24 protein-coding genes are annotated in these 22,605 nt (G+C 63.8%); 14 read left to right on the top strand and 10 right to left on the bottom strand.

Going from position 1 to position 22,605, the window contains the following annotated elements; genetic code table 11:
* The first annotated feature begins 57 nt into the window (after positions 1 to 57).
* Both BHD08_RS12300 and BHD08_RS12295 read left to right on the top strand, forming a co-directional pair.
* Complete coding sequence (locus BHD08_RS12300) at positions 58 to 435, top strand: hypothetical protein (protein WP_015278529.1); 378 nt, start codon at positions 58 to 60, stop codon at positions 433 to 435.
* Positions 436 to 587: 152 nt separating this feature from the next.
* Entirely contained in the window at positions 588 to 881 is a 294-nt protein-coding gene (locus tag BHD08_RS12295; protein ID WP_015278528.1) for a hypothetical protein, read from the top strand.
* Positions 882 to 959: 78 nt separating this feature from the next.
* Here BHD08_RS12295 and serA read toward each other — a convergent pair whose 3' ends face one another.
* Positions 960 to 2,189 (bottom strand): phosphoglycerate dehydrogenase, encoded by a 1,230-nt coding sequence (serA, locus tag BHD08_RS12290; protein WP_103456062.1) that lies wholly within the window; start codon positions 2,187 to 2,189, stop codon positions 960 to 962.
* A 199-nt stretch (positions 2,190 to 2,388) separates the two neighbouring features.
* Between serA and BHD08_RS12285 the strand changes: the two genes are divergently transcribed.
* From BHD08_RS12285 to BHD08_RS12270, 4 genes are all read left to right on the top strand, one after another.
* Complete coding sequence (locus tag BHD08_RS12285; protein ID WP_125022566.1) at positions 2,389 to 3,783, top strand: FAD-binding oxidoreductase; 1,395 nt, start codon at positions 2,389 to 2,391, stop codon at positions 3,781 to 3,783.
* 28 nt (positions 3,784 to 3,811) lie between these two features.
* Positions 3,812 to 4,477 carry a fumarylacetoacetate hydrolase family protein gene (locus BHD08_RS12280; RefSeq protein ID WP_125022564.1) on the top strand — a complete coding sequence of 222 codons (666 nt, stop codon included), beginning with the start codon at positions 3,812 to 3,814 and terminating at the stop codon, positions 4,475 to 4,477.
* 97 nt (positions 4,478 to 4,574) lie between these two features.
* Positions 4,575 to 5,477 (top strand): SdiA-regulated domain-containing protein, encoded by a 903-nt coding sequence (locus BHD08_RS12275; protein ID WP_125022562.1) that lies wholly within the window; start codon positions 4,575 to 4,577, stop codon positions 5,475 to 5,477.
* A 77-nt stretch (positions 5,478 to 5,554) separates the two neighbouring features.
* On the top strand, positions 5,555 to 6,451 hold the full coding sequence (locus BHD08_RS12270) for an SdiA-regulated domain-containing protein (protein WP_125022560.1): 897 nt from the start codon (positions 5,555 to 5,557) through the stop codon (positions 6,449 to 6,451).
* A gap of 33 nt (positions 6,452 to 6,484) precedes the next feature.
* Here BHD08_RS12270 and BHD08_RS12265 read toward each other — a convergent pair whose 3' ends face one another.
* Positions 6,485 to 6,832, bottom strand: coding sequence for a YegP family protein (locus tag BHD08_RS12265; protein ID WP_125022558.1), 348 nt, complete (start codon positions 6,830 to 6,832; stop codon positions 6,485 to 6,487).
* Between the two features lie 98 nt (positions 6,833 to 6,930).
* Entirely contained in the window at positions 6,931 to 7,602 is a 672-nt protein-coding gene (rpiA, locus tag BHD08_RS12260; protein ID WP_015278521.1) for a ribose-5-phosphate isomerase RpiA, read from the bottom strand.
* 164 nt (positions 7,603 to 7,766) lie between these two features.
* Here rpiA and ilvA point away from each other — a divergent pair, with 164 nt between their 5' ends.
* Positions 7,767 to 9,281 (top strand): threonine ammonia-lyase, biosynthetic, encoded by a 1,515-nt coding sequence (gene ilvA, locus BHD08_RS12255; protein WP_015278520.1) that lies wholly within the window; start codon positions 7,767 to 7,769, stop codon positions 9,279 to 9,281.
* Positions 9,282 to 9,301: 20 nt separating this feature from the next.
* Positions 9,302 to 9,730 carry a DUF2269 family protein gene (locus BHD08_RS12250; protein ID WP_125022556.1) on the top strand — a complete coding sequence of 143 codons (429 nt, stop codon included), beginning with the start codon at positions 9,302 to 9,304 and terminating at the stop codon, positions 9,728 to 9,730.
* 35 nt (positions 9,731 to 9,765) lie between these two features.
* On the opposite strand, the gene BHD08_RS12245 is transcribed toward BHD08_RS12250, so the two are convergent.
* Entirely contained in the window at positions 9,766 to 10,419 is a 654-nt protein-coding gene (locus tag BHD08_RS12245) for an HAD family phosphatase (protein ID WP_125022554.1), read from the bottom strand.
* A 181-nt stretch (positions 10,420 to 10,600) separates the two neighbouring features.
* On the opposite strand from BHD08_RS12245, the gene BHD08_RS12240 reads away from it, so the two are divergent.
* Together BHD08_RS12240 and ptsP are read left to right on the top strand one after the other, a co-directional pair.
* Positions 10,601 to 11,080: an RNA pyrophosphohydrolase gene (locus BHD08_RS12240; RefSeq protein ID WP_015278517.1), complete on the top strand. Its 480-nt coding sequence runs from the start codon at positions 10,601 to 10,603 to the stop codon at positions 11,078 to 11,080.
* 24 nt (positions 11,081 to 11,104) lie between these two features.
* On the top strand, positions 11,105 to 13,378 hold the full coding sequence (gene ptsP, locus BHD08_RS12235) for a phosphoenolpyruvate--protein phosphotransferase (RefSeq protein WP_015278516.1): 2,274 nt from the start codon (positions 11,105 to 11,107) through the stop codon (positions 13,376 to 13,378).
* 6 nt (positions 13,379 to 13,384) lie between these two features.
* Here ptsP and BHD08_RS12230 read toward each other — a convergent pair whose 3' ends face one another.
* Complete coding sequence (locus BHD08_RS12230) at positions 13,385 to 14,140, bottom strand: NRDE family protein (RefSeq protein WP_125022553.1); 756 nt, start codon at positions 14,138 to 14,140, stop codon at positions 13,385 to 13,387.
* A gap of 159 nt (positions 14,141 to 14,299) precedes the next feature.
* Here BHD08_RS12230 and BHD08_RS12225 point away from each other — a divergent pair, with 159 nt between their 5' ends.
* From BHD08_RS12225 to BHD08_RS12210, 4 genes are all read left to right on the top strand, one after another.
* Positions 14,300 to 15,082: a sulfite exporter TauE/SafE family protein gene (locus tag BHD08_RS12225; protein WP_015278514.1), complete on the top strand. Its 783-nt coding sequence runs from the start codon at positions 14,300 to 14,302 to the stop codon at positions 15,080 to 15,082.
* A 10-nt stretch (positions 15,083 to 15,092) separates the two neighbouring features.
* Entirely contained in the window at positions 15,093 to 15,893 is an 801-nt protein-coding gene (gene lgt / locus BHD08_RS12220; protein ID WP_015278513.1) for a prolipoprotein diacylglyceryl transferase, read from the top strand.
* Positions 15,894 to 15,998: 105 nt separating this feature from the next.
* On the top strand, positions 15,999 to 16,793 hold the full coding sequence (locus BHD08_RS12215; RefSeq protein ID WP_125022551.1) for a thymidylate synthase: 795 nt from the start codon (positions 15,999 to 16,001) through the stop codon (positions 16,791 to 16,793).
* Between the two features lie 86 nt (positions 16,794 to 16,879).
* The gene (locus BHD08_RS12210; RefSeq protein WP_125022549.1) at positions 16,880 to 17,653 is read left to right on the top strand and encodes a ParA family protein; all 774 of its coding nucleotides are present in this window, start codon (positions 16,880 to 16,882) and stop codon (positions 17,651 to 17,653) included.
* 27 nt (positions 17,654 to 17,680) lie between these two features.
* Here the strand turns inward: BHD08_RS12210 and BHD08_RS12205 are convergent, their stop codons facing one another.
* From BHD08_RS12205 to BHD08_RS12185, 5 genes are read right to left on the bottom strand one after another with little or no spacing between them, the layout of a single operon-like run.
* Complete coding sequence (locus BHD08_RS12205; protein WP_015278510.1) at positions 17,681 to 18,667, bottom strand: branched-chain amino acid ABC transporter permease; 987 nt, start codon at positions 18,665 to 18,667, stop codon at positions 17,681 to 17,683.
* Positions 18,667 to 19,554 carry a branched-chain amino acid ABC transporter permease gene (locus tag BHD08_RS12200; RefSeq protein ID WP_013981555.1) on the bottom strand — a complete coding sequence of 296 codons (888 nt, stop codon included), beginning with the start codon at positions 19,552 to 19,554 and terminating at the stop codon, positions 18,667 to 18,669. The genes BHD08_RS12205 and BHD08_RS12200 overlap by 1 nt, the downstream gene beginning before the upstream one ends.
* Entirely contained in the window at positions 19,554 to 20,258 is a 705-nt protein-coding gene (locus BHD08_RS12195; RefSeq protein WP_125022547.1) for an ABC transporter ATP-binding protein, read from the bottom strand. Before BHD08_RS12195 ends, BHD08_RS12200 begins: the two co-directional genes overlap by 1 nt.
* On the bottom strand, positions 20,251 to 21,051 hold the full coding sequence (locus BHD08_RS12190; protein WP_177412672.1) for an ABC transporter ATP-binding protein: 801 nt from the start codon (positions 21,049 to 21,051) through the stop codon (positions 20,251 to 20,253). The genes BHD08_RS12195 and BHD08_RS12190 overlap by 8 nt, the downstream gene beginning before the upstream one ends.
* Positions 21,048 to 22,253: an ABC transporter substrate-binding protein gene (locus tag BHD08_RS12185; protein ID WP_015278507.1), complete on the bottom strand. Its 1,206-nt coding sequence runs from the start codon at positions 22,251 to 22,253 to the stop codon at positions 21,048 to 21,050. Before BHD08_RS12185 ends, BHD08_RS12190 begins: the two co-directional genes overlap by 4 nt.
* Positions 22,254 to 22,605: the final 352 nt, after the last annotated feature.

The following is a 22,605-nucleotide window of genomic DNA, read 5'->3' as shown; positions in this document are numbered from 1 at the left end:
CCTGCTGCGCCCTGCTGCCGGAACCTGTGAACCCCTGAAGATATGCAGGAGAACATCATGACCATACACAAGATTGCCGCATTCACTCTGGCTGGGCTGATCTCTGGCGCGGCGTTCGCAGCGGGCAATACCGGCACTGGCACCGATGCGGGTACCGGCACCCATGACTCGATGGGCCACGGTACCCATGAGCAAGGCACCATGGGCGGCAGCGGAACAGGCACCGGCATGGGTACTGGCGGAACTGGCACGGGTAGCGGAATGGACAGCGGCGCCGGCACGGGTACCGGCCATATGCCGGGCTCCGGCGATCGCCCGGCGACCACGCCCGGGAGTGATCGCGGCACCGGCGTCGATGCCGGCGGCGATGGTGCCTCCGGTGAGCAGGGCACTACGGGCACCGGCGGCGAAGGTGGTGCACGCGGCGCCTATTGATCGCAACGGTGCTCAATAACGGCCCGGCAGGCAACGCTTGCCGGGCCGTTTCGCGTCTGGCATCGACCGCTCGGCTGCTCGTGGCGCAGCTAGGGAAACCTTTGCCGACGCGCATATGCCGAAAGCGGACCAACCCTGATCGGAGGTGCACGATGAGCATGCTGCGCTTGAGCATTCTGCTGGTTTCGCTGGCTGGCGCCTCGGTCGTCATGGCTGACGGCACCGGGCCCACCCATCCGGACAAGGCGCGCCAGCATCCGCTGGATAGCAGCGAACCGCGTGGCGAGACGGGCGAGCAGCCGCAGGAGGCGGAGCAGCTCGAGGCACCGGTGTTGCAGCCGCGTCAGGCACCGATCGAGACGGACGTGCCGCCGATGCCCGAACCGCGTGATGAGCAACCCGGCTCGGATGTGGACGCCGCGGGCAACCGGGTGCTGCGCAGCTAGCGAGCCGATCGGGCGAGGCGCGCAAACGAAAAAGGGAGGCCGAAGCCTCCCTTTTGGCAGTGCTGCCTGCTCAACGCATCAGAACAGCACGCGGCTGCGGATGGTGCCGTTGACGTGCTGCAGCTTTTCCAGCGCCAGGTCGGAGTATTCCTTGTCCACGTCGATGACGACGTAACCGACCTTCTCGTTGGTCTGCAGGAACTGGCCGCAGATGTTGATGCCGTTGTCGGCGAAGACCTTGTTGATCTCGCTCATCACACCCGGAATGTTCTGGTGGATGTGCAGCAGACGGTGCTTGCCCGGGTGCGACGGCAGGGCGACTTCCGGGAAGTTGACCGAGGACACCGAGGTGCCGTTGTCGCTGTACTTGACCAGCTTCTCGGCGACTTCCAGACCGATGTTGGCCTGCGCTTCGGCGGTCGAACCACCGATGTGCGGGGTCAGGATCACGCGATCCAGGCCACGCAGCGGGCTTTCGAATTCCTCGTCGTTGGACTTCGGCTCGACCGGGAACACGTCGATCGCGGCGCCGATCAGGTGCTCGTCCTTGATCGCGGCGGCCAGGTGATCCAGCTCGACCACGGTGCCGCGGGCAGCGTTGATCAGGATGGCGCCTTTTTTCATCGCGCGGATTTCCTTCTCGCCGATCATCCACTGGGTGGACGGCAGCTCGGGGACGTGCAGCGAGACGATGTCGCACATGCCCAGCAGCTCGTACAGCGAGCCGATCTGGGTGGCGTTGCCCAGCGGCAGCTTGGTCACCACGTCATAGAAGAAGACCTGCATGCCCAGCGCTTCGGCGAGTACCGACAGCTGGGTACCGATGGAGCCGTAACCGATGATGCCGAGCTTCTTGCCGCGGATCTCGAAGGAGTTGGCCGCCGACTTGATCCAGCCGCCGCGATGGCAGGAGGCGTTCTTCTCCGGGATGCCGCGCAAGAGCAGGATGGCTTCGGCCAGCACCAGTTCAGCCACCGAACGGGTGTTGGAGTAGGGCGCGTTGAACACCGCGATGCCGCGTTCGCGGGCAGCGTTCAGGTCGACCTGGTTGGTGCCGATGCAGAAACAGCCGACGGCGATCAGCTTCTTGGCGGCCTCGAAGACTTCCTCGGTGAGCTGGGTGCGCGAGCGGATGCCGATGAAATGGGCGTCGGCGATCTTCTCCTTCAGCTCCTCGGTGGACAGCGCGCCCTTGAGGTACTCGATGTTGGTGTAGCCGGCCGCCTTGAGGGTGTCGACGGCGTTCTGGTGCACGCCTTCGAGAAGAAGAAACTTGATCTTGCTCTTGTCGAGAGAGGTCTGGCTCATCTGCATTAAAACCTTAAGGCCGAAGGATAGGACTGAAGTGTCCAGCGAAGGCTGGCCGACCCGTCATTAGCGGTGTCGGGAGTCTGCCGAGGCACGTTTCAAAGGGGTGCGTATGCTAGCATACGAGCCCCGCGAAACACCCCCACCCCTGTGCTGAAGCGTGCTCAGGGTGACCATGAATCGTATGAGAGTTCCCGTGATGACCGACCCCGCCCTGATCGATGAGCTGAAAACCCTGGTCGAGCCCGGCAAAGTGCTGACCGACGCCGATTCGCTGAATGCCTACGGCAAGGACTGGACCAAGCATTTCGCTCCTGCGCCCTCGGCCATCGTCTTTCCCAAGAGCATCGAGCAGGTTCAGGCCATCGTGCGCTGGGCCAACGAGCGCAAGGTCGCGCTGGTGCCCTCGGGCGGTCGCACCGGGCTTTCCGCAGCGGCCGTGGCGGCCAATGGCGAGGTGGTGGTGTCGTTCGACTACATGAACCAGATTCTCGAGTTCAACGAGATGGACCGCACCGCTGTCTGCGAGCCGGGCGTGGTCACCGCGCAGCTGCAGCAGTTCGCCGAGGATAAGGGCCTGTACTACCCGGTGGACTTCGCCTCCGCCGGCTCCAGCCAGATCGGCGGCAACATCGGCACCAACGCCGGTGGCATCAAGGTGATTCGCTACGGCATGACCCGCAACTGGGTTGCCGGCATGAAGGTGGTGACCGGCAAGGGCGACGTCCTCGAGCTGAACAAGGACCTGATCAAGAACGCCACCGGCTACGATCTGCGTCAGCTGTTCATCGGCGCCGAGGGCACGCTGGGCTTCGTCGTCGAGGCGACCATGCGCCTGGAGCGCCAGCCGACCAACCTCACCGCGCTGGTGTTGGGCACCCCCGATTTCGATTCGATCATGCCGGTGCTGCACGCCTTCCAGGACAAGCTGGATCTGACTGCCTTCGAGTTCTTCTCCGACAAGGCGCTGGCCAAGGTGCTGGCGCGTGGCGACGTGCCGGCCCCGTTCGAAACCGACTGCCCGTTCTACGCGCTGCTGGAATTCGAGGCCACCACCGATGAGCGCGCCGACCAGGCACTGGCGACCTTCGAGCATTGCGTCGAGCAGGGCTGGGTGCTCGATGGCGTGATGAGCCAGAGCGAGCAGCAGCTGCAGAACCTGTGGAAGCTGCGTGAGTACATCTCCGAAACCATCAGTCACTGGACGCCGTATAAGAACGACATCTCGGTCACCGTCGCCAAGGTGCCGGCCTTCCTCAAGGAAATCGACACCATCGTCGGTGAACATTACCCGGACTTCGAGATCGTCTGGTTCGGCCATATCGGCGACGGCAATTTGCACCTGAACATCCTCAAACCGGATGCGATGGACAAGGACGAGTTCTTCGGCAAGTGCGCCACGGTGAACAAGTGGGTGTTCGAGACCGTGCAGAAGTACAACGGCTCAATCTCCGCCGAGCACGGCGTCGGCATGACTAAGCGTGACTACCTCGAGTACAGCCGCTCGCCGGCAGAAATCGAGTACATGAAGGCAGTCAAGGCGGTGTTCGATCCCAACGGGATCATGAACCCGGGCAAGATTTTCGCGGCCTGAACGGCCCACGGATTACCAGGAGTCTTCGATGAGCTACCAGCACCACTACACCGATGGCACGCCGATCCACTATCCGCTGGGTAAGGTGGTCTGCATCGGCCGCAACTATGCCGAGCACGCCAAGGAACTGAACAACCCGGTGCCGACCGAGCCGCTGCTGTTCATCAAGGCCGGCAGCTGCACCGTACCGCTGGACGATGGCTTCGGCATTCCGAGCGACCGCGGCGCCGTGCATTACGAAGCGGAAATCGCCGTGCTGATCGGCAAGCCGCTGTCGCGCAAGCCGAACGAGGAAGAGGTGCGCGATGCCATCTCCGGTTTCGCCCCGGCGCTCGACCTCACCCTGCGCGACGTGCAGGCGAAGCTGAAGGAAAAGGGCCACCCGTGGGAAATCGCCAAGAGCTTCGATGGCGCCTGCGTGCTGGCGCCGTTCGTGCCGGGCGACGCGGTCGAGGATCTGGGCGACATCGGCATCCGCCTGACCATCAACGGCGAAGTCCGCCAGGACGGCAACAGCAGCCAGATGCTCAATGCCATCCTGCCGCTGCTGCAACACATCGCCGGACATTTCAGCCTGCAGCCGGGTGACGTGGTGCTGACCGGCACGCCGGCCGGCGTCGGCCCACTCAAGCAGGGCGATCAGCTGGTGCTGGAACTGGTCGGCCTGTCGCGCTTCGAGAGCCGCGTGCTCTGACCCCCGCGCGGCGGGGCACACCCGCCGCGTTTGCCGCTTTTTTTGCAATCCTCTCTCGTGATGTAATCCGGCACCTTCCCGCTGGAACGCTTTCTTCATGCCCGTCCGTTATTCCCGTTGGCGCCTGATCGTCGCCGCTGCCCTGTTGCTGCTGTTCGTTGCCCTGCTCGTCACCGGGCGCCTGCTGCACTGGGACGATCAGTTGCGACTCTATTGGGAAGAACGCTCGGTCACCGCCGAGCAGCGCGCCGCCGGCATCTGGCTGCCGGATTACGAACTGGCGCTGGAAACCACGCTGGCGGGGCTCGAGGACGACGAGACCTCCGGGCTGACCTGGAATCCGCTGACCGGCACGCTGTTCACCGTCACCGGCAAGCATCCGCAGCTGGTCGAACTCACGCCTGCCGGGGTGGTTCTGCGGCGTATCGCACTGACCGGCTTTTCCGATCCGGAAGCGGTGGAAGCGCTGGGTGATGGCCGCCTGGCCATCGTCGATGAGCGTCGCCGGCTGGTGGCGGTGTTCTTCCTCGAACCGGATGTCGAGAGCCTCGATCTGGACGACCTGGCCAGTTATGACCTGGGCTTCGCCGATGCCGGCAACAAGGGCTTCGAGGGCCTGGCCTGGAATCCGCATACGCAACGCCTGTTGCTGGCCAAGGAACGCGATCCGCAGGGCCTTTTCGAGCTGCCGTTTCCGGGTGAGGACGGCGCAGTCGGCGTGCTCGAGGCGCTGCCCAGCCAGCCGCTGATAGTTCGCGATCTGTCCTCGGTGACGATCGATCCACGCAGTGGTCATACGCTGCTGCTCTCCGACGAGTCGCGCTTGCTGGTTGAGCTCGATCGGCACGGTCAGCCGCGCAGCTTCATCGCGCTGTTTGGTGGTCTGCACGGCCTGGTGCAAGGCATCGAGCAGGCCGAGGGCGTGGCGATGGATGGCGAAGGCAACATCTATGTGGTCGGCGAGCCCAACCGCTTCTACGTCTTCAGCCGCAAGCGCTGAGACATGGGCCGCCGTTAAGCTTGGTGTAAGCCGTGCCGAGCACAATCGCGGTCTCCAATTAGAAGAAAGTGGGCGTTATGCGTGCGTTGAAAATTCTCCTGGCTGCGCTGCTGGGCGTGGCGTTGTTGCTGGCGGTTGCCGCTGGCGTTCATTACCGCCTGTTCGAGCGGGGCTGGTTCCATCTCAATCAGTGGCATCAGGGCGAGCAGGCTCAGGAAGCTTCGCTGTGGCTGCCGGATTACCAGGCGACCATTCAGCGCAAAGTGGTCAGTGGCATCGATGACGATCTCTCGGCACTGACCTTCGACCCCGACCGTAACAGCCTGATCGCCGTTACCAACGGCAAGCCGCACTGGCTGGAAATCAGCCTGGAGGGCGATCTGCTGCGCGCGATCCCGCTGGTGGGGTTCGGTGATCCGGAGGCCATCGAATACATTTCCGAGGGCGTCTACGTAATCAGCGACGAGCGCCTGCAGCGGCTACTGCGCGTCGAAGTCAACGAGCAGACCACGCTCATCGAAGCGGCGCAGGCGCAGCAGCTCTCACTGGGCATCGAACTGAACGGCAACAAGGGCTTCGAGGGGCTGGCATACGATACGGCTGGCAAACGCCTGTTTGTCGCCAAGGAGCGCGACCCGGTGCGCATCTATGAAATTTCCGGCTTTCCCTTTGCCGAACCGACGCCATCGGTGCATATCAACGAACACGACGCCCGGCTGTTCGTGCGCGATCTGTCCAGTCTGCAGTTCGACGAACGGACCGGGCATCTGCTGGCGCTATCCGACGAGTCGCGGCTGGTGGTGGAACTGGATAGCAAGGGTCAGCCACTGAGCAGTCTGTCGCTGAGTGCGGGCAAGCATGGGCTGCAAAGCAATGTGCCGCAGGCGGAGGGCATCGCGATGGGGTCGGACGGCACCCTGTATGTGGTCAGCGAACCGAATCTGTTCTACGTGTTTCGCAAACCGGCCAGGTGATCGGACTACCAGCCGGTCACCTGGCACCAGCGATCAGGCGACCGGCGAGGCACTTTCGTCCTGCAGGGCGGCATCCGGGGCGTGACGGCGAACCGAATCGCAGCCCTGTTCGGCGCTATGCAGGCTGGCGTACATCTGGCTCTGGCCAATGACCTGGCCATTGCTTGCCTTGAGCACGAAATAGAACTTGTCGTTGCTGGACTCCTTGACCTCGAAGGCATCCTCGCGCACTGCGTTCTTGCGTACCGAATCGATGCCGTTCAGCGCCGAAGCGTGGGCTTTGTACTGCTCGCTGGACAGCACAACCTGGCCGTTACCGGCCAGCAGGTTGAAATGGAACTGGCCGTTGCTGGCTCGCTTCAAGTGGAACTTGCCGGACATGGCGACACCTCCTGTGATGAGCTGCGTCGGACACGACGCAGCACTTCAAAGCGTAGCCGCCAACCCGATGTGGCGCTGGTGCGCTTCGCTCGGGCAGGTCAGCGCTTGAGGGTCTGCACGCCGTCCTTGGTGCCGAGCAGCAACAGGTCGGCCGGGCGCATGGCGAACAGGCCGTTGCAGACCACGCCGACGATATCGTTGATCTTGCCTTCCAGTTCTGGGGCGAAGCCGATCATCAGGTTGTGCACATCGAGGATGACGTTGCCGTTGTCGGTCACCACGCCGTCGCGGTAGACCGGGTCGCCGCCCAGCTTGACCAGTTCGCGCGCGACGTGACTGCGTGCCATCGGGATGACTTCCACCGGCAGCGGGAAGGCGCCCAGCTGCTCGACCAGCTTGCTGCCGTCGGCGATGCAGATGAAGGTCTTGGCCACCGCGGCGACGATCTTCTCGCGGGTCAACGCGGCGCCACCGCCCTTGATCAGCTCGAGGTGCTTGTTGGCTTCGTCGGCGCCGTCGACATAGAACTCCAGTTCGCTCACCGAGTTCAGGTCGTAGACCGGAATGCCATGCTGCTTCAGACGCTCGGCGGTGGCTTCGGAACTGGCCACGGCGCCATCGAAGAAGCCCTTGTGCTTGGCCAGCAGGTCGATGAAGAAGTTGGCAGTGGAGCCGGTGCCCACGCCGACGATGCTGCGATCGCTGAGGTGCGGAACGATATGGTCGACGGCGGCCTGGGCGACGGCCTGCTTGAGCTGATCCTGGGTCATGAGGAAATCCGGGCGGGAGAGACGAGGCGCGGATTATAGCCCTCTGCCGGCGGCGGGTCTTGTGCGCCGCGGCTGCGGAGGGCGTCGCGGATTGCCGGTGGTCGCCAGGGGCGGTGCGGGGGTAGACTCGTCGTTCTCCCGCACTGCCCGCCAAGACAGCCAGAATGCTCGAACATTACGTCAAGAAGATCCTCACCTCCCGCGTCTACGACGTTGCCATCGAAACCCCGCTGCAGCCCGCCCGCCAGCTCTCCGAGCGAATCGGCAACCAGATTCTGCTCAAGCGCGAGGATCTGCAGCCGGTGTTCTCCTTCAAGGTTCGCGGCGCATACAACAAGCTGGCGCAGCTGTCGGCCGAGGAACTGGCGCGTGGCGTGGTCACGGCATCGGCGGGCAATCACGCCCAGGGCGTTGCGCTGGCGGCCAAGCAGTTGGGCATCAAGGCCACCATCGTCATGCCACGCACCACGCCGGAGCTGAAGGTGCAGGGCGTACGCGCCCGCGGCGGCAAGGTGGTGCTGCACGGCGATGCCTTCCCCGAGGCGCTGGCCTATTCGCTGAAGCTGGTGGAAGAAAAGGGCTACGTCTATATCCACCCCTACGACGATCCCGATGTGATCGCCGGACAGGGCACCGTGGCAATGGAAATCCTTCGTCAGCACCAGGGGCCGATCGACGCGATCTTCGTCCCGGTCGGCGGCGGTGGTCTGGTGGCCGGTATCGCCGCCTACGTGAAATACCTCTATCCGCAGACCAAGGTGATCGGCGTCGAGCCGGACGACTCCAACTGCCTGCAGGCGGCGATGGCGGCGGGTGAGCGGGTGGTGCTGGAGCAGGTCGGGCTGTTCGCCGACGGCGTGGCGGTGGCGCAGATCGGTCAGCACACCTTCGAGATCTGCCGGCACTATGTCGATGAGGTCATCACCGTCAGCACCGACGAGATCTGCGCGGCGATCAAGGATATCTACGACGACACCCGCTCGATCACCGAACCGGCCGGTGCGTTGTCCGTCGCGGGCATCAAGAAGTACGTCGAGCGCGAGGGTGTCAGTGGCCAGGTGCTGGTCGGCATCGATTCCGGCGCCAACGTCAATTTCGACCGTCTGCGCCACGTCGCCGAGCGCGCCGAGCTGGGCGAGAAGCGCGAGGCGATCATCGCCGTCACCATTCCCGAGCAGCCGGGCAGCTTCAAGGCTTTCTGCGAGGCGATCGGCAAGCGCCAGATCACCGAATTCAACTATCGCTACCACACCGACCGCGAGGCGCACATCTTCGTCGGTGTGCAAACGCATCCGGAAAACGACCCGCGCGCCGCGCTGGTGCAGGGGCTGCGCGACAAGGGCTTCCCGGTGCTCGATCTGACCGATAACGAACTGGCCAAGCTGCACACGCGGCACATGGTCGGCGGCCATGCGGTCGGGGTCAGCAACGAGATGGTGCTGCGCTTCGAGTTTCCCGAGCGGCCCGGTGCATTGTTCAACTTCCTCAACAAGCTCGGCGGGCGCTGGAACATCTCGATGTTCCATTACCGCAACCATGGTGCCGCCGACGGCCGGGTAGTTGCGGGACTGCAGGTGCCGGCCGACGAGCGTCATCTAGTACCGGCGGCGCTGGACAAGATCGGCTACCGCTACTGGGACGAAAGCGAGAATCCGGCTTACAAGCTGTTTCTCGGCTGAACTGACTTAAAGGATCGCGAATGGAACACTATCTGACCCTACGAATCGTGCATGGCGCCACCGCGGTGCTGTTGCTGCTGGGTGTGATCGTGCACCTGATCATCCTGTGGAAAGCCGGCCGCGGCGGCGACGAGGCCGTGCTGCAACGCAAACTGCAGCGCACTCGGCGGTTGTCGCTGCCGCTGCTCGCGGTAATCGGCCTGTCGCTGCCAGTGACAGGCTGGTGGCTGACGCATCTGGCCGGCTGGCCGCTGGGCCAGTTCTGGCTGCTGGCCAGTTCCGTGCTGTTCCTCGTGCTGATTCCCCTGGTGTTGCTGCTGGCTGGCCGTCTCAGTGCCTGGCAGGCGCCGGGCAGCCCCACTGCGGCACGTAATGCCGGTATCTATGCGGTGCTGGTGCTGGTCGTGCTGATCGCGATCACCGCGCTGATGGGCGCCAAGCCGGTCTGATTCGACCAGCTCGGACATGGCTGCTGCGCGCGGGCTCAGCGCAGCGAGATGATCTGCCAGCCGCGCTCGGTGGCGATCTGGCGCAGTACCGGATCGGGGTCCACTGCCACCGGATGGGTCACGCGCTGCAGCAGCGGCAGGTCATTACGCGAATCGCTATAGAAGTAGCTGTCTTCCAGGGTCTGCTCGGTTTCGGCGAGCCAGCGCTCGATCCGCTGGACCTTGCCTTCCTGGAAGCAGGGAATGTCGGTCAGACGGCCGGTGTAGCGGCCGTCGCGCATCTCGCATTCGGTCGCCAGCAGGGTATCGACGCCCAGGCGTGCGGCGATCGGGCCGGTGATGAAACGGTTGGTGGCGGTGATGATCACCACCTTGTCGCCGGCCTCCAAATGTTGGCGCAGCAACGCCTCGCCCTTGCTCAGCACGATGGGTTCGATGAAGTCACGCATGAATTCGTCGTGCCACTGCTGCAGCTGCGGCATTTCGCTGCGCCCAAGCAGTTCCTGGCAGAAGTTCTGGTAGGCGTGCACGTCGAGGTTGCCGGCCAGGTAGTCCTGATAGAAGGCATCGTTGCGTGCCTTGTACTGGCTTGCATCGACGATGCCGCGCTGGCAGAGGTATTCGCCCCAGGCGTGGTCGCTGTCACCGGCCAGCAGGGTGTTGTCGAGATCGAATAGAGCCAGGCGCACGGTTGTTTTCCTCGGGATGGACAGGGCAGCGCCAAGCATAACGGCTAGAGCGTTCTCGGCGCAGCCTTCACCAGCCTTTATCCGCGCGGCCGGCACGTGCCGAATGGCGGCTTGCCGCGCTTTCGGCTTATTGCCGTTTTGTGGAACAATGCCGCGACATGCGTCTGCGAGGTTGTATGCCGTGATCGATTCCGATGGTTTTCGCCCGAATGTCGGCATCATCCTGACTAACGATGTCGGTCAGGTGCTGTGGGCCAGGCGGATCAATCAGGACGCCTGGCAGTTCCCGCAAGGCGGGATCAATGCTCGTGAAACGCCGGAAGAAGCGCTGTTTCGCGAACTCAACGAAGAAGTTGGCCTGGAAGAGCAGGATGTGAAAATCCTCGCCTGCACCCGCGGCTGGTTGCGCTATCGTCTGCCGCAGCGATTGGTGCGTACCCACAGCCAGCCGCTGTGCATCGGGCAGAAACAGAAGTGGTTCCTGCTGCGCCTGACCAGCGCCGAAGAGCGTGTGCGCATGGACCTGACCGGCAAGCCGGAGTTCGACGGCTGGCGCTGGGTCAGCTACTGGTATCCGCTGGGGCAGGTGGTCACCTTCAAGCGCGAGGTCTATCGTCGCGCACTTAAAGAACTTGCACCGCGTCTACCGGTGCGGGACTGAGATTCGGGGAGAAAGCCTCTGAGCATGCTCGGCACGCTGCGCAAGATTGTCCAGGAAGTGAATGCCGCCAAGGACCTCAAGGCGGCGTTGGGCATCATCGTGCTGAGAGTCAGGGAGGCCATGGGTAGCCAGGTCTGCTCGGTCTATCTGCTCGATCCGGAAACCGAACGCTTCGTCCTGATGGCCACCGAAGGTCTCAACAAGCGCGCCATCGGCAAGGTCAGCATGGCGCCCAACGAAGGCCTGGTCGGCCTGGTGGGCACCCGCGAAGAACCGCTCAACCTCGAACACGCCTCCGAACACCCGCGCTATCGCTATTTCGCCGAGACCGGCGAGGAGCGCTACGCCTCCTTTCTCGGTGCGCCGATCATCCACCACCGTCGGGTGATGGGCGTACTGGTCATCCAACAGAAGGAACGCCGTCAGTTCGATGAAGGTGAAGAAGCCTTCCTGGTGACCATGAGCGCCCAGCTCGCCGGTGTTATTGCTCATGCCGAGGCGACCGGCTCGATCCGTGGTCTTGGCCGGCAGGGCAAGGGCATCCAGGAAACCCGCTTCATCGGCATCCCGGGTGCGCCGGGCGCCGGTGTGGGCACCGCCCTGGTGGTGCTGCCGCCGGCAGATCTGGATGTGGTGCCGGACAAGCACATCGATAACATCGATGCCGAGCTGACGTTGTTCGAAGCCGCACTGGAAGCCGTACGCGCGGACATGCGCAACCTGTCGGAAAAGCTCGCCACGCAGATGCGCAAGGAAGAGCGCGCACTGTTCGATGTGTACCTGATGATGCTCGACGATTCGGCCCTCGGTGGTGAGGTGACCAAGGTCATCCGCACCGGACAATGGGCGCAAGGCGCGTTGCGTCAGGTGGTCAGGGAGCACGTGCGGCGCTTCGAGATGATGGACGACGCCTATCTGCGTGAGCGCGCCTCGGACGTCAAGGATATCGGCCGGCGCCTGCTTTCCTACCTGCAGGAAGCCCGCCAGCAGACCCTGACCTATCCTGACAAGACGATTCTGGTCAGTGAGGAACTGTCGCCGGCGATGCTCGGCGAAGTACCTGAAGGCAAGCTGGTGGGCATGGTTTCCGTGCTTGGCTCGAGCAACTCGCACGTCGCCATTCTCGCCCGTGCCATGGGTATTCCCACCGTGATGGGCGCGGTCGACCTGCCGTACTCGAAGGTCGACGGCATCGAGCTGATCGTCGACGGTTACCGCGGCGAGATCATCACCAACCCGGGCAAGGTGCTGCGTGAGCAGTACGAAGTGCTGGCCGAGCAGGAGCGCCAGCTCTCCGAAGGCCTCGATGTATTGCGTGAACTGCCGTGCGAGACCATCGACGGCCATCGCATCCCGCTGTGGGTGAATACCGGGCTGCTCGCCGATGTGGTGCGTGCGCAGGAGCGCGGTGCCGAAGGCGTAGGTCTGTATCGCACCGAAGTGCCGTTCATGATCAAGGAGCGCTTCCCCAGCGAGAAGGAGCAGATGGCGATCTACCGTGAGCAGCTGGAGGCTTTCCATCCGCTGCCGGTGACCATGCGCAGCCTCGATATCGGTGGCGACAAGTGCCTGCCGTACTTCCCGATCAAGGAAGAGAACCCGTTTCTCGGTTGGCGCGGTATCCGCGTCACGCTCGACCATCCCGAAATCTTCCTGCTGCAGACCCGCGCCATGCTCAAGGCCAGCGCCGGGCTGAACAATCTGCGCATCCTGTTGCCGATGATTTCCGGCATCGGCGAACTGGAAGAGGCACTGCACCTGATCCATCGCGCCTGGTGCGAAGTGCGCGACGAGGGGCTTGATGTGCACATGCCGCCGGTGGGCGTGATGATCGAAGTGCCAGCGGCGGTTTATCTCACCCGCGAGCTGGCACGCCAGGTCGACTTCATCTCGGTTGGCTCCAACGACCTGACCCAGTATCTGCTGGCGGTCGATCGCAACAATCCACGGGTCGCTGATCTCTACGACTACCTGCACCCCGCCGTGCTCGAGGCGCTGCAGCGGGTGGTCAAGGAAGCGCACAGCGAAGGCAAACCGGTGAGCATCTGCGGCGAGATGGCGGGCGACCCGGCTGCGGCCGTGCTGCTGCTGGCGATGGGCTTCGACAGCCTGTCGATGAACGCCACCAACCTGCCCAAGGTGAAATGGCTGCTGCGCCAGATCAGCATGGATACCGCCCAGCAGCTGCTGGCGCGGGTCATGCTTCTCGATAGCCCGCAGGTCATCCAGAGTACGGTCCAGCTGACCTTGCGCAATCTGGGGCTGGACAAGCTGATCAACCCGTCCGCCGCCGTCTGAGCACGCTCAGTCGCGCGGCGGATGGCGGTAGCGCACTTCGCTCAACGGCCCGTCCGGGCCGAAACTCCGCTCCAGGATATCCAGCGCGCCGTCCGCATGGCGGATCAGCGCTGTGCTGGCGCGCGTGCCGTATTCTGGGCTGCTAATGAAGATGCTCGACAGTCGCCGCTCCCACTCCAGCGGAACGCCTGTCTGCGGCAGCTCATGTTCGGCGGCCTGTTGCGGATCGGCGAGCAGGGCCAGCAGGCGCTCGGTGTCGACCCGGTCGAGTCCTGCCGCCAGCGCCGCGCGAGCTTTCTGAAGCTTCGGCCAGGGCGTATCCAGACCCGCGTTGGACAGGCCATAGACGCCCGCTCCGAGCCGCGTTGCTTCGCCGCTACGGGAGTTCAGATGCCACAGGCTGCGATCATCGCCGACCAGCAAATTGAAGCCGGCATAGTCATGGCGGCGCGCGGACAGTTCAGTCAGGTAATCGGCGGGCGACAGCTCTGCGCGCAGGTACTGTGCCGGCAGTTCACCACGTGAACGCAGGCCGACAGGCTGGCCAGGTGCGCGGATGTTGGTCACGGCGGCGAAGCGCCCATGGGCGGTGATGCCCATCCAGGTGCCGCCGGCCTGCAGGTCGCGCCCGGCGATGATCCCGGGGGCGTCCTCCCAGTGGCCCAGCGGCAGGCTGGGGCGGGCGTAAAATTCATCGCGGTTGGCGGCCACCACCAATGGCTGGTTGTGGTCCGGGCGCCAGGCAAAGACGATCAGGCACATGGGTAATCCTACTCTCCGGCCGGACCCCAAGAGTACAGGCGCAGCGCACCCGGGAGCCACTCTCCGGCTGGGCGTGCGTCTGCCCGCGCTCGCGTGCGGGCGAGCGTGCGGCGCGGGTTTTCCGCTAACATGCCGCTTTGTTTCGCCAGGACGGGGCACATGGAGTTTCTGCTGTATCTGCTGCTGGGTGGCTTCGCAGGCGTGCTGGCCGGCCTGTTCGGCGTGGGCGGCGGACTGATCATCGTGCCGGTGCTGGTGTTCAGTTTCAGCGCTCAGGGGTTTTCCGCGGATATCCTCACTCACCTCGCCGTCGGGACGTCGCTGGCCACCATCGTCTTCACCTCGATCAATTCGATTCTCACGCACCATCGCAAGGGTGCGGTGCGTTGGCCGACGGTGCTGTGGATGACCTTCGGCATCCTCGTCGGCGCCGCTCTTGGCAGCTTGACCGCGGCGGCGATCCAGGGGCCGATGCTGCAGAAGATCATCGGTGTGTTCGCCCTGGCGATGGCGGTGCAGATGGGTTTCGACCTGCGACCCAAGGCCACTGGTCGAGCACCCGGGCGGCCGGAACTGTCGCTGGTCGGGGTAGTGATCGGCTGGGCTTCGGCGATTTTCGGCATCGGCGGCGGCTCGTTGTCGGTGCCGTATCTGACCTGGCGCAGCGTGCCGATGCAGCAGGCGGTGGCGACTTCCGCGGCGTGCGGCTTGCCGATCGCCATCGCCGGGGCGTTGAGTTTCATGGTGGTCGGCTGGCACGAGACGCAGCTGCCGGACTGGAGCCTGGGTTTCGTCTATCTGCCGGCGATGCTCGGCATCGCGGCAACCAGCATGTTTTTCGCCAGACTGGGTGCGAAGCTGGCGCATCGGTTGTCGGCAAAGGTTTTGAAACGGCTGTTCGCTCTGCTGCTGCTGAGCGTCGGCATCAATTTTCTGGTTTGAGGAGTAACGGATGCTGCCCTATCCGCAGATCGATCCGGTGGCCATCGCCATCGGCCCCTTGCAGATTCACTGGTACGGCCTGATGTACCTGATCGGCATCGGCGGCGCCTGGTGGCTGGCCTCGCTGCGGGTGCAGCGTTTCGCACCGGAATGGCCGAAGGACAAACTCTCCGACCTGGTGTTCTGGGTGGCCATGGGCGTGATCGTCGGCGGCCGTCTGGGCTACGTGCTGTTCTATGATCTGGCCGCCTACCTCAATCAGCCGAGCCTGATCCTGCAGGTGTGGAAGGGCGGCATGTCGTTCCATGGCGGCTTGATCGGGGTGCTGCTGTGCAGCTGGATCTTCGCCCGGCGCAACGGCAAGAGCTTCTTCGAGCTGATGGACTTTATCGCGCCGTTCGTGCCGATCGGTCTGGGCGCCGGCCGTATCGGCAATTTCATCAATGCCGAACTGTGGGGCAAGGCCACCGATGTGCCCTGGGCGATGGTCTTTCCGACCGATCCGCAGCAGCTGGCGCGGCACCCGTCGCAGCTCTATCAGTTCGCCCTGGAGGGTGTCGCGCTGTTCGTCATTCTCTGGCTCTATTCGCGCAAGCCACGGCCGACCATGGCGGTGTCCGGGCTGTTCGCGGTGTGCTACGGCATCTTCCGCTTCATCGTCGAGTTCGTCCGTGTGCCGGATGCCCAGCTGGGCTATCTCGCCTTCGGCTGGCTGACCATGGGCCAGGTACTCTGCGTGCCGATGGTGCTGCTGGGCGCAGGGATGATCGCCTGGGGTTACCGACGCGACGCTGGTCGGGCTCCGGCCTGACTCGAAGGCCTGCCTGTCGCCGCGAAGGCGACAAGCGGGCCCCGGGCTTTTACTATTCGCGCAGCCTTTTTTCACCGCGCTTCGGCGCCTGCTTCGAGTCAATCGATGAAACAGTATCTCGACCTGATGCGCCACGTGCGCGAACACGGCACCTTCAAGAGCGACCGCACTGGCACCGGCACCTACAGCGTGTTCGGCCATCAGATGCGTTTCGATCTGGCCGAAGGCTTTCCGCTGGTCACCACTAAGAAGTGCCACCTCAAATCCATCATTCACGAGCTGCTGTGGTTCCTTCAGGGCGACACCAATATCAAGTACCTGAAGGAAAACGGCGTGCGCATCTGGGACGAGTGGGCCGACGAGAACGGCGAGCTGGGCCCGGTCTACGGCTATCAGTGGCGTTCCTGGCCGGCGCCGAATGGTGAATCCATCGACCAGATTTCGAACCTGCTGGCGATGATCAAGAAGAATCCGGACTCGCGCCGCCTGATCGTCTCGGCCTGGAACCCGGCGCTGGTCGAGCAGATGGCGCTGCCGCCGTGCCACGCGCTGTTCCAGTTCTACGTTGCCGACGGCAAGCTCAGCTGCCAGCTGTACCAGCGCTCGGCGGATATCTTCCTCGGCGTGCCATTCAACATCGCCAGCTACGCGCTGCTGACGCTGATGGTGGCGCAGGTCTGCGACCTGCAACCGGGCGAGTTCATCTGGAGTGGCGGCGACTGCCATCTGTACGCCAATCACCTGGAACAGGCCGACCTGCAGCTGACCCGCGAGCCGCTGCCGCTGCCGACCATGCAGCTCAATCCCGAGGTGAAGGACCTGTTCGCCTTCCGCTTCGAGGACTTCGAACTGGTCGGCTACGAAGCGCATCCGCATATCAAGGCGCCCGTCGCGGTCTGACTTTGGTCGGGTTTGCCGTCGCGGATAACCTGAGCGTCATATTTGCCGTATAGACTCGACCGCTCAGGGTTATCGAGGATCGAGTCATGCGCAGGGTCGTGTTCAATCAGAAGGGCGGTGTCGGCAAGTCCAGCATCGCCTGCAACCTGGCGGCGGTCAGCGCATCGCAGGGTTACCGCACACTGCTGGTGGATCTGGACGCCCAGGCCAACTCCACGCATTACCTGACCGGGTTGACCGGCGATGACATTCCCACCGGTATCGCTGACTTCTTCAAGCAGATCCTCGCTGGGGGTACGGCTGGCAAGAAGGCGCGCCCGCCGATCCTCGAGACGGCCTTCGACAATCTGCACCTGATCAGCGCCACCGCTGAACTGGCCGACCTGCAGCCCAAGCTGGAGGCCAAGCACAAGATCAACAAGCTGCGCAAACTGCTCGACGGCCTTGCTGAAGACTATGACCGCATCTACCTCGACACTCCGCCGGCGCTGAACTTCTATACCGTTTCTGCGCTGATCGCTGCCGACCGCTGCCTGATTCCCTTCGACTGCGACAGCTTTTCCCGTCAGGCGCTGTACAGCCTGCTGGACGAAATCGAAGACATGAAGGACGACCATAACGAGACACTCGAGGTCGAGGGCATCGTGGTCAACCAGTTTCAGCCGCGGGCCGCGCTGCCGCAGCAGATGATCGATGAACTGCTGAGCGAAGGGCTGCCGGTACTGCCGGTCAACCTGATGAGTTCGGTGAAGATGCGCGAATCGCACCAGGCCTGTATGCCGCTGGTCTATCTGGACCCACGACACAAGCTGAGCCAGCAGTTCGTCGAGCTGCACGAGCTGCTCGAAGCGAACGGCTGAGCCTGTTCGGGGCTGCGCCTGGCGGCCTTAGTCGTCGGCGCGGCGTTCCAGCTTCTTGCCCAGCCGGGAGGCATAGAGCTCGCCGATCATCCCGCGGCGGAACACCAGCACGCAGACCATGAAGATGATCCCGGTGACCAGCGTCACCGGCAGCTCCGAGGTGGCGAAGTAGTTGCCCAGCGTGGTCACCAGTGCGGCGCCGAAGACCGGCCCGACCAGCGTGCCGATGCCGCCGAGCAGGGTCATCAGCACCACCTCGCCGGACATCTGCCAGCTGACATCGGTCAGCGTGGCGAACTGGAACACCAGTGCCTTCAGCCCGCCGGCCAGTCCCGCCAGCGCGGCGGACATGACGAAGGCGCCCAGCTTGTAGCGCGACACCGAATAGCCCAACGAGATGGCGCGGTTCTCGTTCTCGCGGATCGAGCGCAGGATCATGCCGTACGGCGAGTGGATCACCCGCCAGATCAGCAGCATGCCGGCGAGAAACACCGACAGCACGAAGAAGTACATGTACAGCGGTTCCTCGAGATCGATCAGGCCGAACAGATGGCCGCGCGGGATGTTCTGGATGCCGTCTTCGCCATGGGTGAACGAAGCCTGCAGGCAGAAGAAAAAGAACATCTGCGACAGCGCCAAGGTGATCATCGTCGAGTAGATGCCCTGCCGGCGGATCGCCAGGAAGCCGATGATCAGCCCGAGAAACGCCGCGCCGGCAACCCCGACGAGAATGCCCAGCTCCGGCGTCAGCCCCCATTCCTTCACCGCATGGGCGGTGAAATAGGCGGCGCCGCCGAAGAACGCCGCATGGCCGAAGGAGAGGATGCCGGTATAGCCGAGCAGCAGATTGAAGGCGCAGGCGAACAGCGCGAAGCACAGCACCTTCATCAGGAAGATCGGATAGAAGTAGAACGGCGCCAGGGCCAGGGCAATCACGCCGATCAGGATCAGCACGGTTTCCAGGCGCAGCAGCGGGCGTTTGGTGGCAGGGGTGACGCTCAGCTGGCTGTTCATCAGGCGTCCCTCCCCATCAGACCGGCGGGACGCACCAGCAGCACGATCGCCATGATCACGAAGATCACGATGTTGGAAGCCTCCGGATAAAACACCTTGGTCAGGCCCTCGAGAATGCCGAGCATGTAGCCGGTAATGATTGCGCCGAGAATCGAGCCCATACCGCCAACCACTACCACCGCGAACACCACGATGATCAGGTTCGAGCCCATCAGTGGGCTGACCTGATAGATCGGCGCGGCAAGCATGCCGGCCAGCCCGGCCAGCGCCGCGCCCATGCCGTAGGTGAAGGTCAGCAGCAGCGGTACGTTGATGCCGAAGGTGCGCACCAGCGTCGGGTTCTCGGTGGCGGCACGCAGGTAGGCGCCGAGCTTGGTCTTCTCGATCAGCAACCAGCTGGCGATGCAGATCACCAGCGAGGCCAGCACGACCCAGGCGCGGTACTTGGGCAGGAACATGAAACCCAGGTTGTAGCCACCAGCCAGCTCCTTGGGCACCGCGTAGGGCTGCCCGGAGGAGCCGTAGAAATAGCGGAACGCGCCTTCCAGGGCGAGCGCCAGGCCGAAAGTGAAGAGCAGGCTGTAGAGGTGGTCGAGGTTGTACAGCCGCGACAGCGCCAGGCGCTCGATCACCGCGCTGCACAGGCCGACGATGATCGGCGCGAGGATCAGCGCCGGCCAGTAGCCAATGCCCAGGGTGGCCAGCAGCAGGTAGCCGGCGAAGGCGCCGATCATGTACTGCGCGCCGTGCGCGAAGTTGATGATCTTCAGCATGCCGAAGATGATCGCCAGGCCCAGGCTGAGCATGGCGTAGAACGAGCCGTTGATCAGGCCGATCAGCAATTGTCCGAGAAACGCCTGGATTGGCACATCGAAAATCGTCGTCATCAGACCCCCAGGGCTTCGTTGAGCATGCTCATGCGATCAGGCAGTTCGTCGACGGCGAAGCGGTCGATGACCTGGCCGTGGTCCACCACGTAGAAGCGGTCGGCCACCTTGCTGGCGAAGCGGAAGTTCTGCTCCACCAGCAGGATGGTCATGCCGCGTTGCTTGAGCGTCTGCAGCACCTCGCCGATGCGCTGGATGATCACCGGTGCCAGGCCTTCGGTGGGCTCGTCGAGCAGCAGCAGCTTGGCGCCGGTGCGCAGGATGCGCGCCATGGCGAGCATCTGCTGTTCGCCGCCGGAAAGCTTGGTGCCGGGGCTCTTGCGGCGTTCCTCGAGATTGGGGAACAGCTGATAGATCTCCGCCAGGGTCATGCCGCCTTTGGCGACCACCGGCGGCAGGGTGAGGTTTTCCTCGACGGTAAGGGTGGAGAAGATGCCTCGCTCCTCCGGCACATAGCCGATGCCGTGGCGGGCGGTACGGTGCAGCGGCACGCGCAGCATGTCCTTGCCGTCGAAGCGGATGCTGCCGCTGCGCTTGCGGATGATGCCGACGATGGCGCGCAGCGCGGTGGTCTTGCCCACCCCGTTGCGCCCGAGCAGGGTCACCGTCTCGCCCGCATGGACGTCCAGATCGATGCCGTGCAGGGCATGGCTTTCGCCGTACCAGGCGTTGAGGTCGCGCACGCTGAGCAGCGGTTCAGTCATCGTCGGTCCCCATGTAGGCCACGCGCACTCGCTCATCCTGGCTGACCGTGCGGTAATCGCCGGAGGTCAGGATTTCGCCGCGCTGCAGCACGGTCACCTGATGGCAAAGATCGGCGACCACCTTGAGATTGTGCTCGACCATCAGTACCGCGCGCTGGGTGGCGACCTCGCGGATGATCTCGGCCACTACGTGCACGTCTTCGTGGCCCATGCCGGCCATGGGTTCGTCGAGCAGCAGCACCTTGGGCTCCAGCGCCAGGGTGGTGGCGATCTCCAGCACGCGCTTGCGCCCGTAGGAGAGATCGGCGGCCAGTTCGTGGCGCTTGTCGGCCAGGCCGACCGACTCGATCAGCTGCAGGGCGCGCTCGTTGAGGCGGTTCAGCGAGCGCATCGGCAACCAGAATTGCGTGGCCAGCCCGCCCGGCCGCTGCAGGGCGACGCGCACGTTATCCAGTACGGTCAAGTGCGGAAACACCGCGGAAATCTGGAACGAGCGCACCAGGCCCATGCGCGCCACCTTGGCCGGGTCGGTACGGGTGATGTCATGGTCGAGCAGGCGGATGCTGCCGGCGCTGGGCTGGAGGAACTTGGTCAGCAGGTTGAACACCGTGGTCTTGCCCGCCCCGTTGGGGCCGATCAGGGCATGCACCTGGGCATGGCGCACGTCCAGATCGACGTTGTTGACCGCGATGAAGCCGCCGAACTCCTTGCGCAGACCGCGCGCCGAGAGCATCACGGGCGCGTCCCGCTCGGCGTTGCCAGCCGGGTTGGGATGAACGGCGGCCATGCTCATTGCCCAACCAGCTCGCAGCCGCTGTCGGCCGGCTTGATATAGGCTTCGTCGCCCGGCACGGTGGCCAGCACCTTGTAGTAGTCCCAGGCGCGTTTGCTTTCCTCGGGCTTCTTCACCTCCATCAGGTAGACGTCGCTGATCAGCCGGCCGTTGGCACCGACCTTGGCGTTGCGTGCGAAGACGTCATCCACCGGCATCTCGTGCATCGCCTTGGCCACCGGCTCGGTGGCGTCGGTGCCGGCCTTCTCGATGGCCTTGAGGTACTGCATGACGCCGGAGTAGGTGCCGGCATGGACCATGTTCGGCATACGCCCGGTGCGTTTGAAGAAGCGCTCGCCGAACTCACGGGATTTGTCGTCGCGGTCCCAGTAGAAACTCTCGGTCAGCGTCAGGCCCTGGGCGGCGTCGAGGCCCAGGCCGTGCACTTCGGCGAGGGTGAAGAGCAGCGCGGCGAGGCGCTGGCCGCCGGCGACGATGCCGAACTCGGCGGCCTGCTTGATGCTGTTGGCGGTATCCAGGCCGGCATTGGCCAGGCCGATGACCTTGGCTCCGGAGGACTGCGCCTGCAAGAGGAATGACGAGTAATCGGTGCTCGCCAGCGGATGACGCACTGCGCCCTTGATCTCGCCGCCCTTGGATTTGACGAACTTGCCGGTCTGCTCTTCCAGCGAATAGCCGAAGGCGTAGTCGGCCGTGAGGAAGTACCAGCTGTCGCCACCTTGGGAGACCAGCGCACCGCCGGTGCCGACTGCCAGCGCATGGGTGTCGTAGGCCCAGTGGAAGCCGTAGGGTGAGCACTGCTTGCCGGTCAGTTCGGTGGTGGCGGCTCCGGTGACCAGGTTGATCTTCTTCTTGCTCTTGGAGATGCCCTGTACCGCCAGCGCCACCGACGAGGTGGTCAGCTCCATGATCGAGTCGACCTGCTCGCGGTCGTACCACTGCCGCGAGATATTGGAGGCAATGTCCGGCTTGTTCTGATGGTCAGCGGTGACGATCTCGATCGGCGCGTCCAGCACCTTGCCGCCAAAGTCCTCGGCGGCCATCTTCGCCGCCTCGAACGACCACTTGCCACCGAAGTCGGCATACACGCCGGACTGGTCGTTGAGGATGCCGATTTTCACCTTGCCGTCGGAAATCTCGGCCGAGGCGGGTAGGGCCACCGCTGCTGTAAGAGTTGCCGCTGCGATTGCTGAAAGCTTCATGCGTGTCTCCTTCACGTTTTGCTCGGCATACGAACGCGCGCCATGCGCGGCGAGCCGTATGGGCGGTTAGGGAAAAACCGGGCAGGTTGGTGTTTGCGCTGAACCCAGAGGCGCCGAATGCATAGCGGCAGCAATGGTATGGCGGACTGCGCCGTGCCGCGGCGGATGCGTGGTGCGTGGCACCCGCGTCAGGTCGCGGCAAGGCAGATGAGTGGACGTTGAAAGGCTGAACCAGAAACGAGTCGAAGCGAGGCACATGGGCGTCTTCTTCTTATTGTTGTTCTGGCTCTAAACGTAGCAGGGGTTTGCCGGGGCGCAACCTGGCGGTCGCGCAGTAAAGTCTGACGCGCTC

Origin of the sequence: Pseudomonas sp. SCT (genome assembly GCF_003864275.1) — a bacterium.
Lineage (GTDB): Bacteria > Pseudomonadota > Gammaproteobacteria > Pseudomonadales > Pseudomonadaceae > Stutzerimonas > Stutzerimonas stutzeri_AE.
The sequence above is the reverse complement of the archived record's forward strand: the minus strand, read 5'-3'. Positions and strand labels throughout refer to the sequence as shown.

Bases quoted from the DNA above. Each gene is read 5' to 3' on its own strand.
- BHD08_RS12300 (WP_015278529.1), top strand. From the start codon at position 58: ATGACCATACACAAGATTGCCGCATTCACTCTGGCTGGGCTGATCTCT.
- BHD08_RS12295 (WP_015278528.1), top strand. From the start codon at position 588: ATGAGCATGCTGCGCTTGAGCATTCTGCTGGTTTCGCTGGCTGGCGCC.
- serA (WP_103456062.1), bottom strand. From the start codon at position 2,189: ATGAGCCAGACCTCTCTCGACAAGAGCAAGATCAAGTTTCTTCTTCTC.
- BHD08_RS12285 (WP_125022566.1), top strand. From the start codon at position 2,389: ATGACCGACCCCGCCCTGATCGATGAGCTGAAAACCCTGGTCGAGCCC.
- BHD08_RS12280 (WP_125022564.1), top strand. From the start codon at position 3,812: ATGAGCTACCAGCACCACTACACCGATGGCACGCCGATCCACTATCCG.
- BHD08_RS12275 (WP_125022562.1), top strand. From the start codon at position 4,575: ATGCCCGTCCGTTATTCCCGTTGGCGCCTGATCGTCGCCGCTGCCCTG.
- BHD08_RS12270 (WP_125022560.1), top strand. From the start codon at position 5,555: ATGCGTGCGTTGAAAATTCTCCTGGCTGCGCTGCTGGGCGTGGCGTTG.
- BHD08_RS12265 (WP_125022558.1), bottom strand. From the start codon at position 6,832: ATGTCCGGCAAGTTCCACTTGAAGCGAGCCAGCAACGGCCAGTTCCAT.
- rpiA (WP_015278521.1), bottom strand. From the start codon at position 7,602: ATGACCCAGGATCAGCTCAAGCAGGCCGTCGCCCAGGCCGCCGTCGAC.
- ilvA (WP_015278520.1), top strand. From the start codon at position 7,767: ATGCTCGAACATTACGTCAAGAAGATCCTCACCTCCCGCGTCTACGAC.
- BHD08_RS12250 (WP_125022556.1), top strand. From the start codon at position 9,302: ATGGAACACTATCTGACCCTACGAATCGTGCATGGCGCCACCGCGGTG.
- ptsP (WP_015278516.1), top strand. From the start codon at position 11,105: ATGCTCGGCACGCTGCGCAAGATTGTCCAGGAAGTGAATGCCGCCAAG.
- BHD08_RS12230 (WP_125022553.1), bottom strand. From the start codon at position 14,140: ATGTGCCTGATCGTCTTTGCCTGGCGCCCGGACCACAACCAGCCATTG.
- BHD08_RS12225 (WP_015278514.1), top strand. From the start codon at position 14,300: ATGGAGTTTCTGCTGTATCTGCTGCTGGGTGGCTTCGCAGGCGTGCTG.
- lgt (WP_015278513.1), top strand. From the start codon at position 15,093: ATGCTGCCCTATCCGCAGATCGATCCGGTGGCCATCGCCATCGGCCCC.
- BHD08_RS12215 (WP_125022551.1), top strand. From the start codon at position 15,999: ATGAAACAGTATCTCGACCTGATGCGCCACGTGCGCGAACACGGCACC.
- BHD08_RS12210 (WP_125022549.1), top strand. From the start codon at position 16,880: ATGCGCAGGGTCGTGTTCAATCAGAAGGGCGGTGTCGGCAAGTCCAGC.
- BHD08_RS12205 (WP_015278510.1), bottom strand. From the start codon at position 18,667: ATGAACAGCCAGCTGAGCGTCACCCCTGCCACCAAACGCCCGCTGCTG.
- BHD08_RS12200 (WP_013981555.1), bottom strand. From the start codon at position 19,554: ATGACGACGATTTTCGATGTGCCAATCCAGGCGTTTCTCGGACAATTG.
- BHD08_RS12195 (WP_125022547.1), bottom strand. From the start codon at position 20,258: ATGACTGAACCGCTGCTCAGCGTGCGCGACCTCAACGCCTGGTACGGC.
- BHD08_RS12190 (WP_177412672.1), bottom strand. From the start codon at position 21,051: ATGAGCATGGCCGCCGTTCATCCCAACCCGGCTGGCAACGCCGAGCGG.
- BHD08_RS12185 (WP_015278507.1), bottom strand. From the start codon at position 22,253: ATGAAGCTTTCAGCAATCGCAGCGGCAACTCTTACAGCAGCGGTGGCC.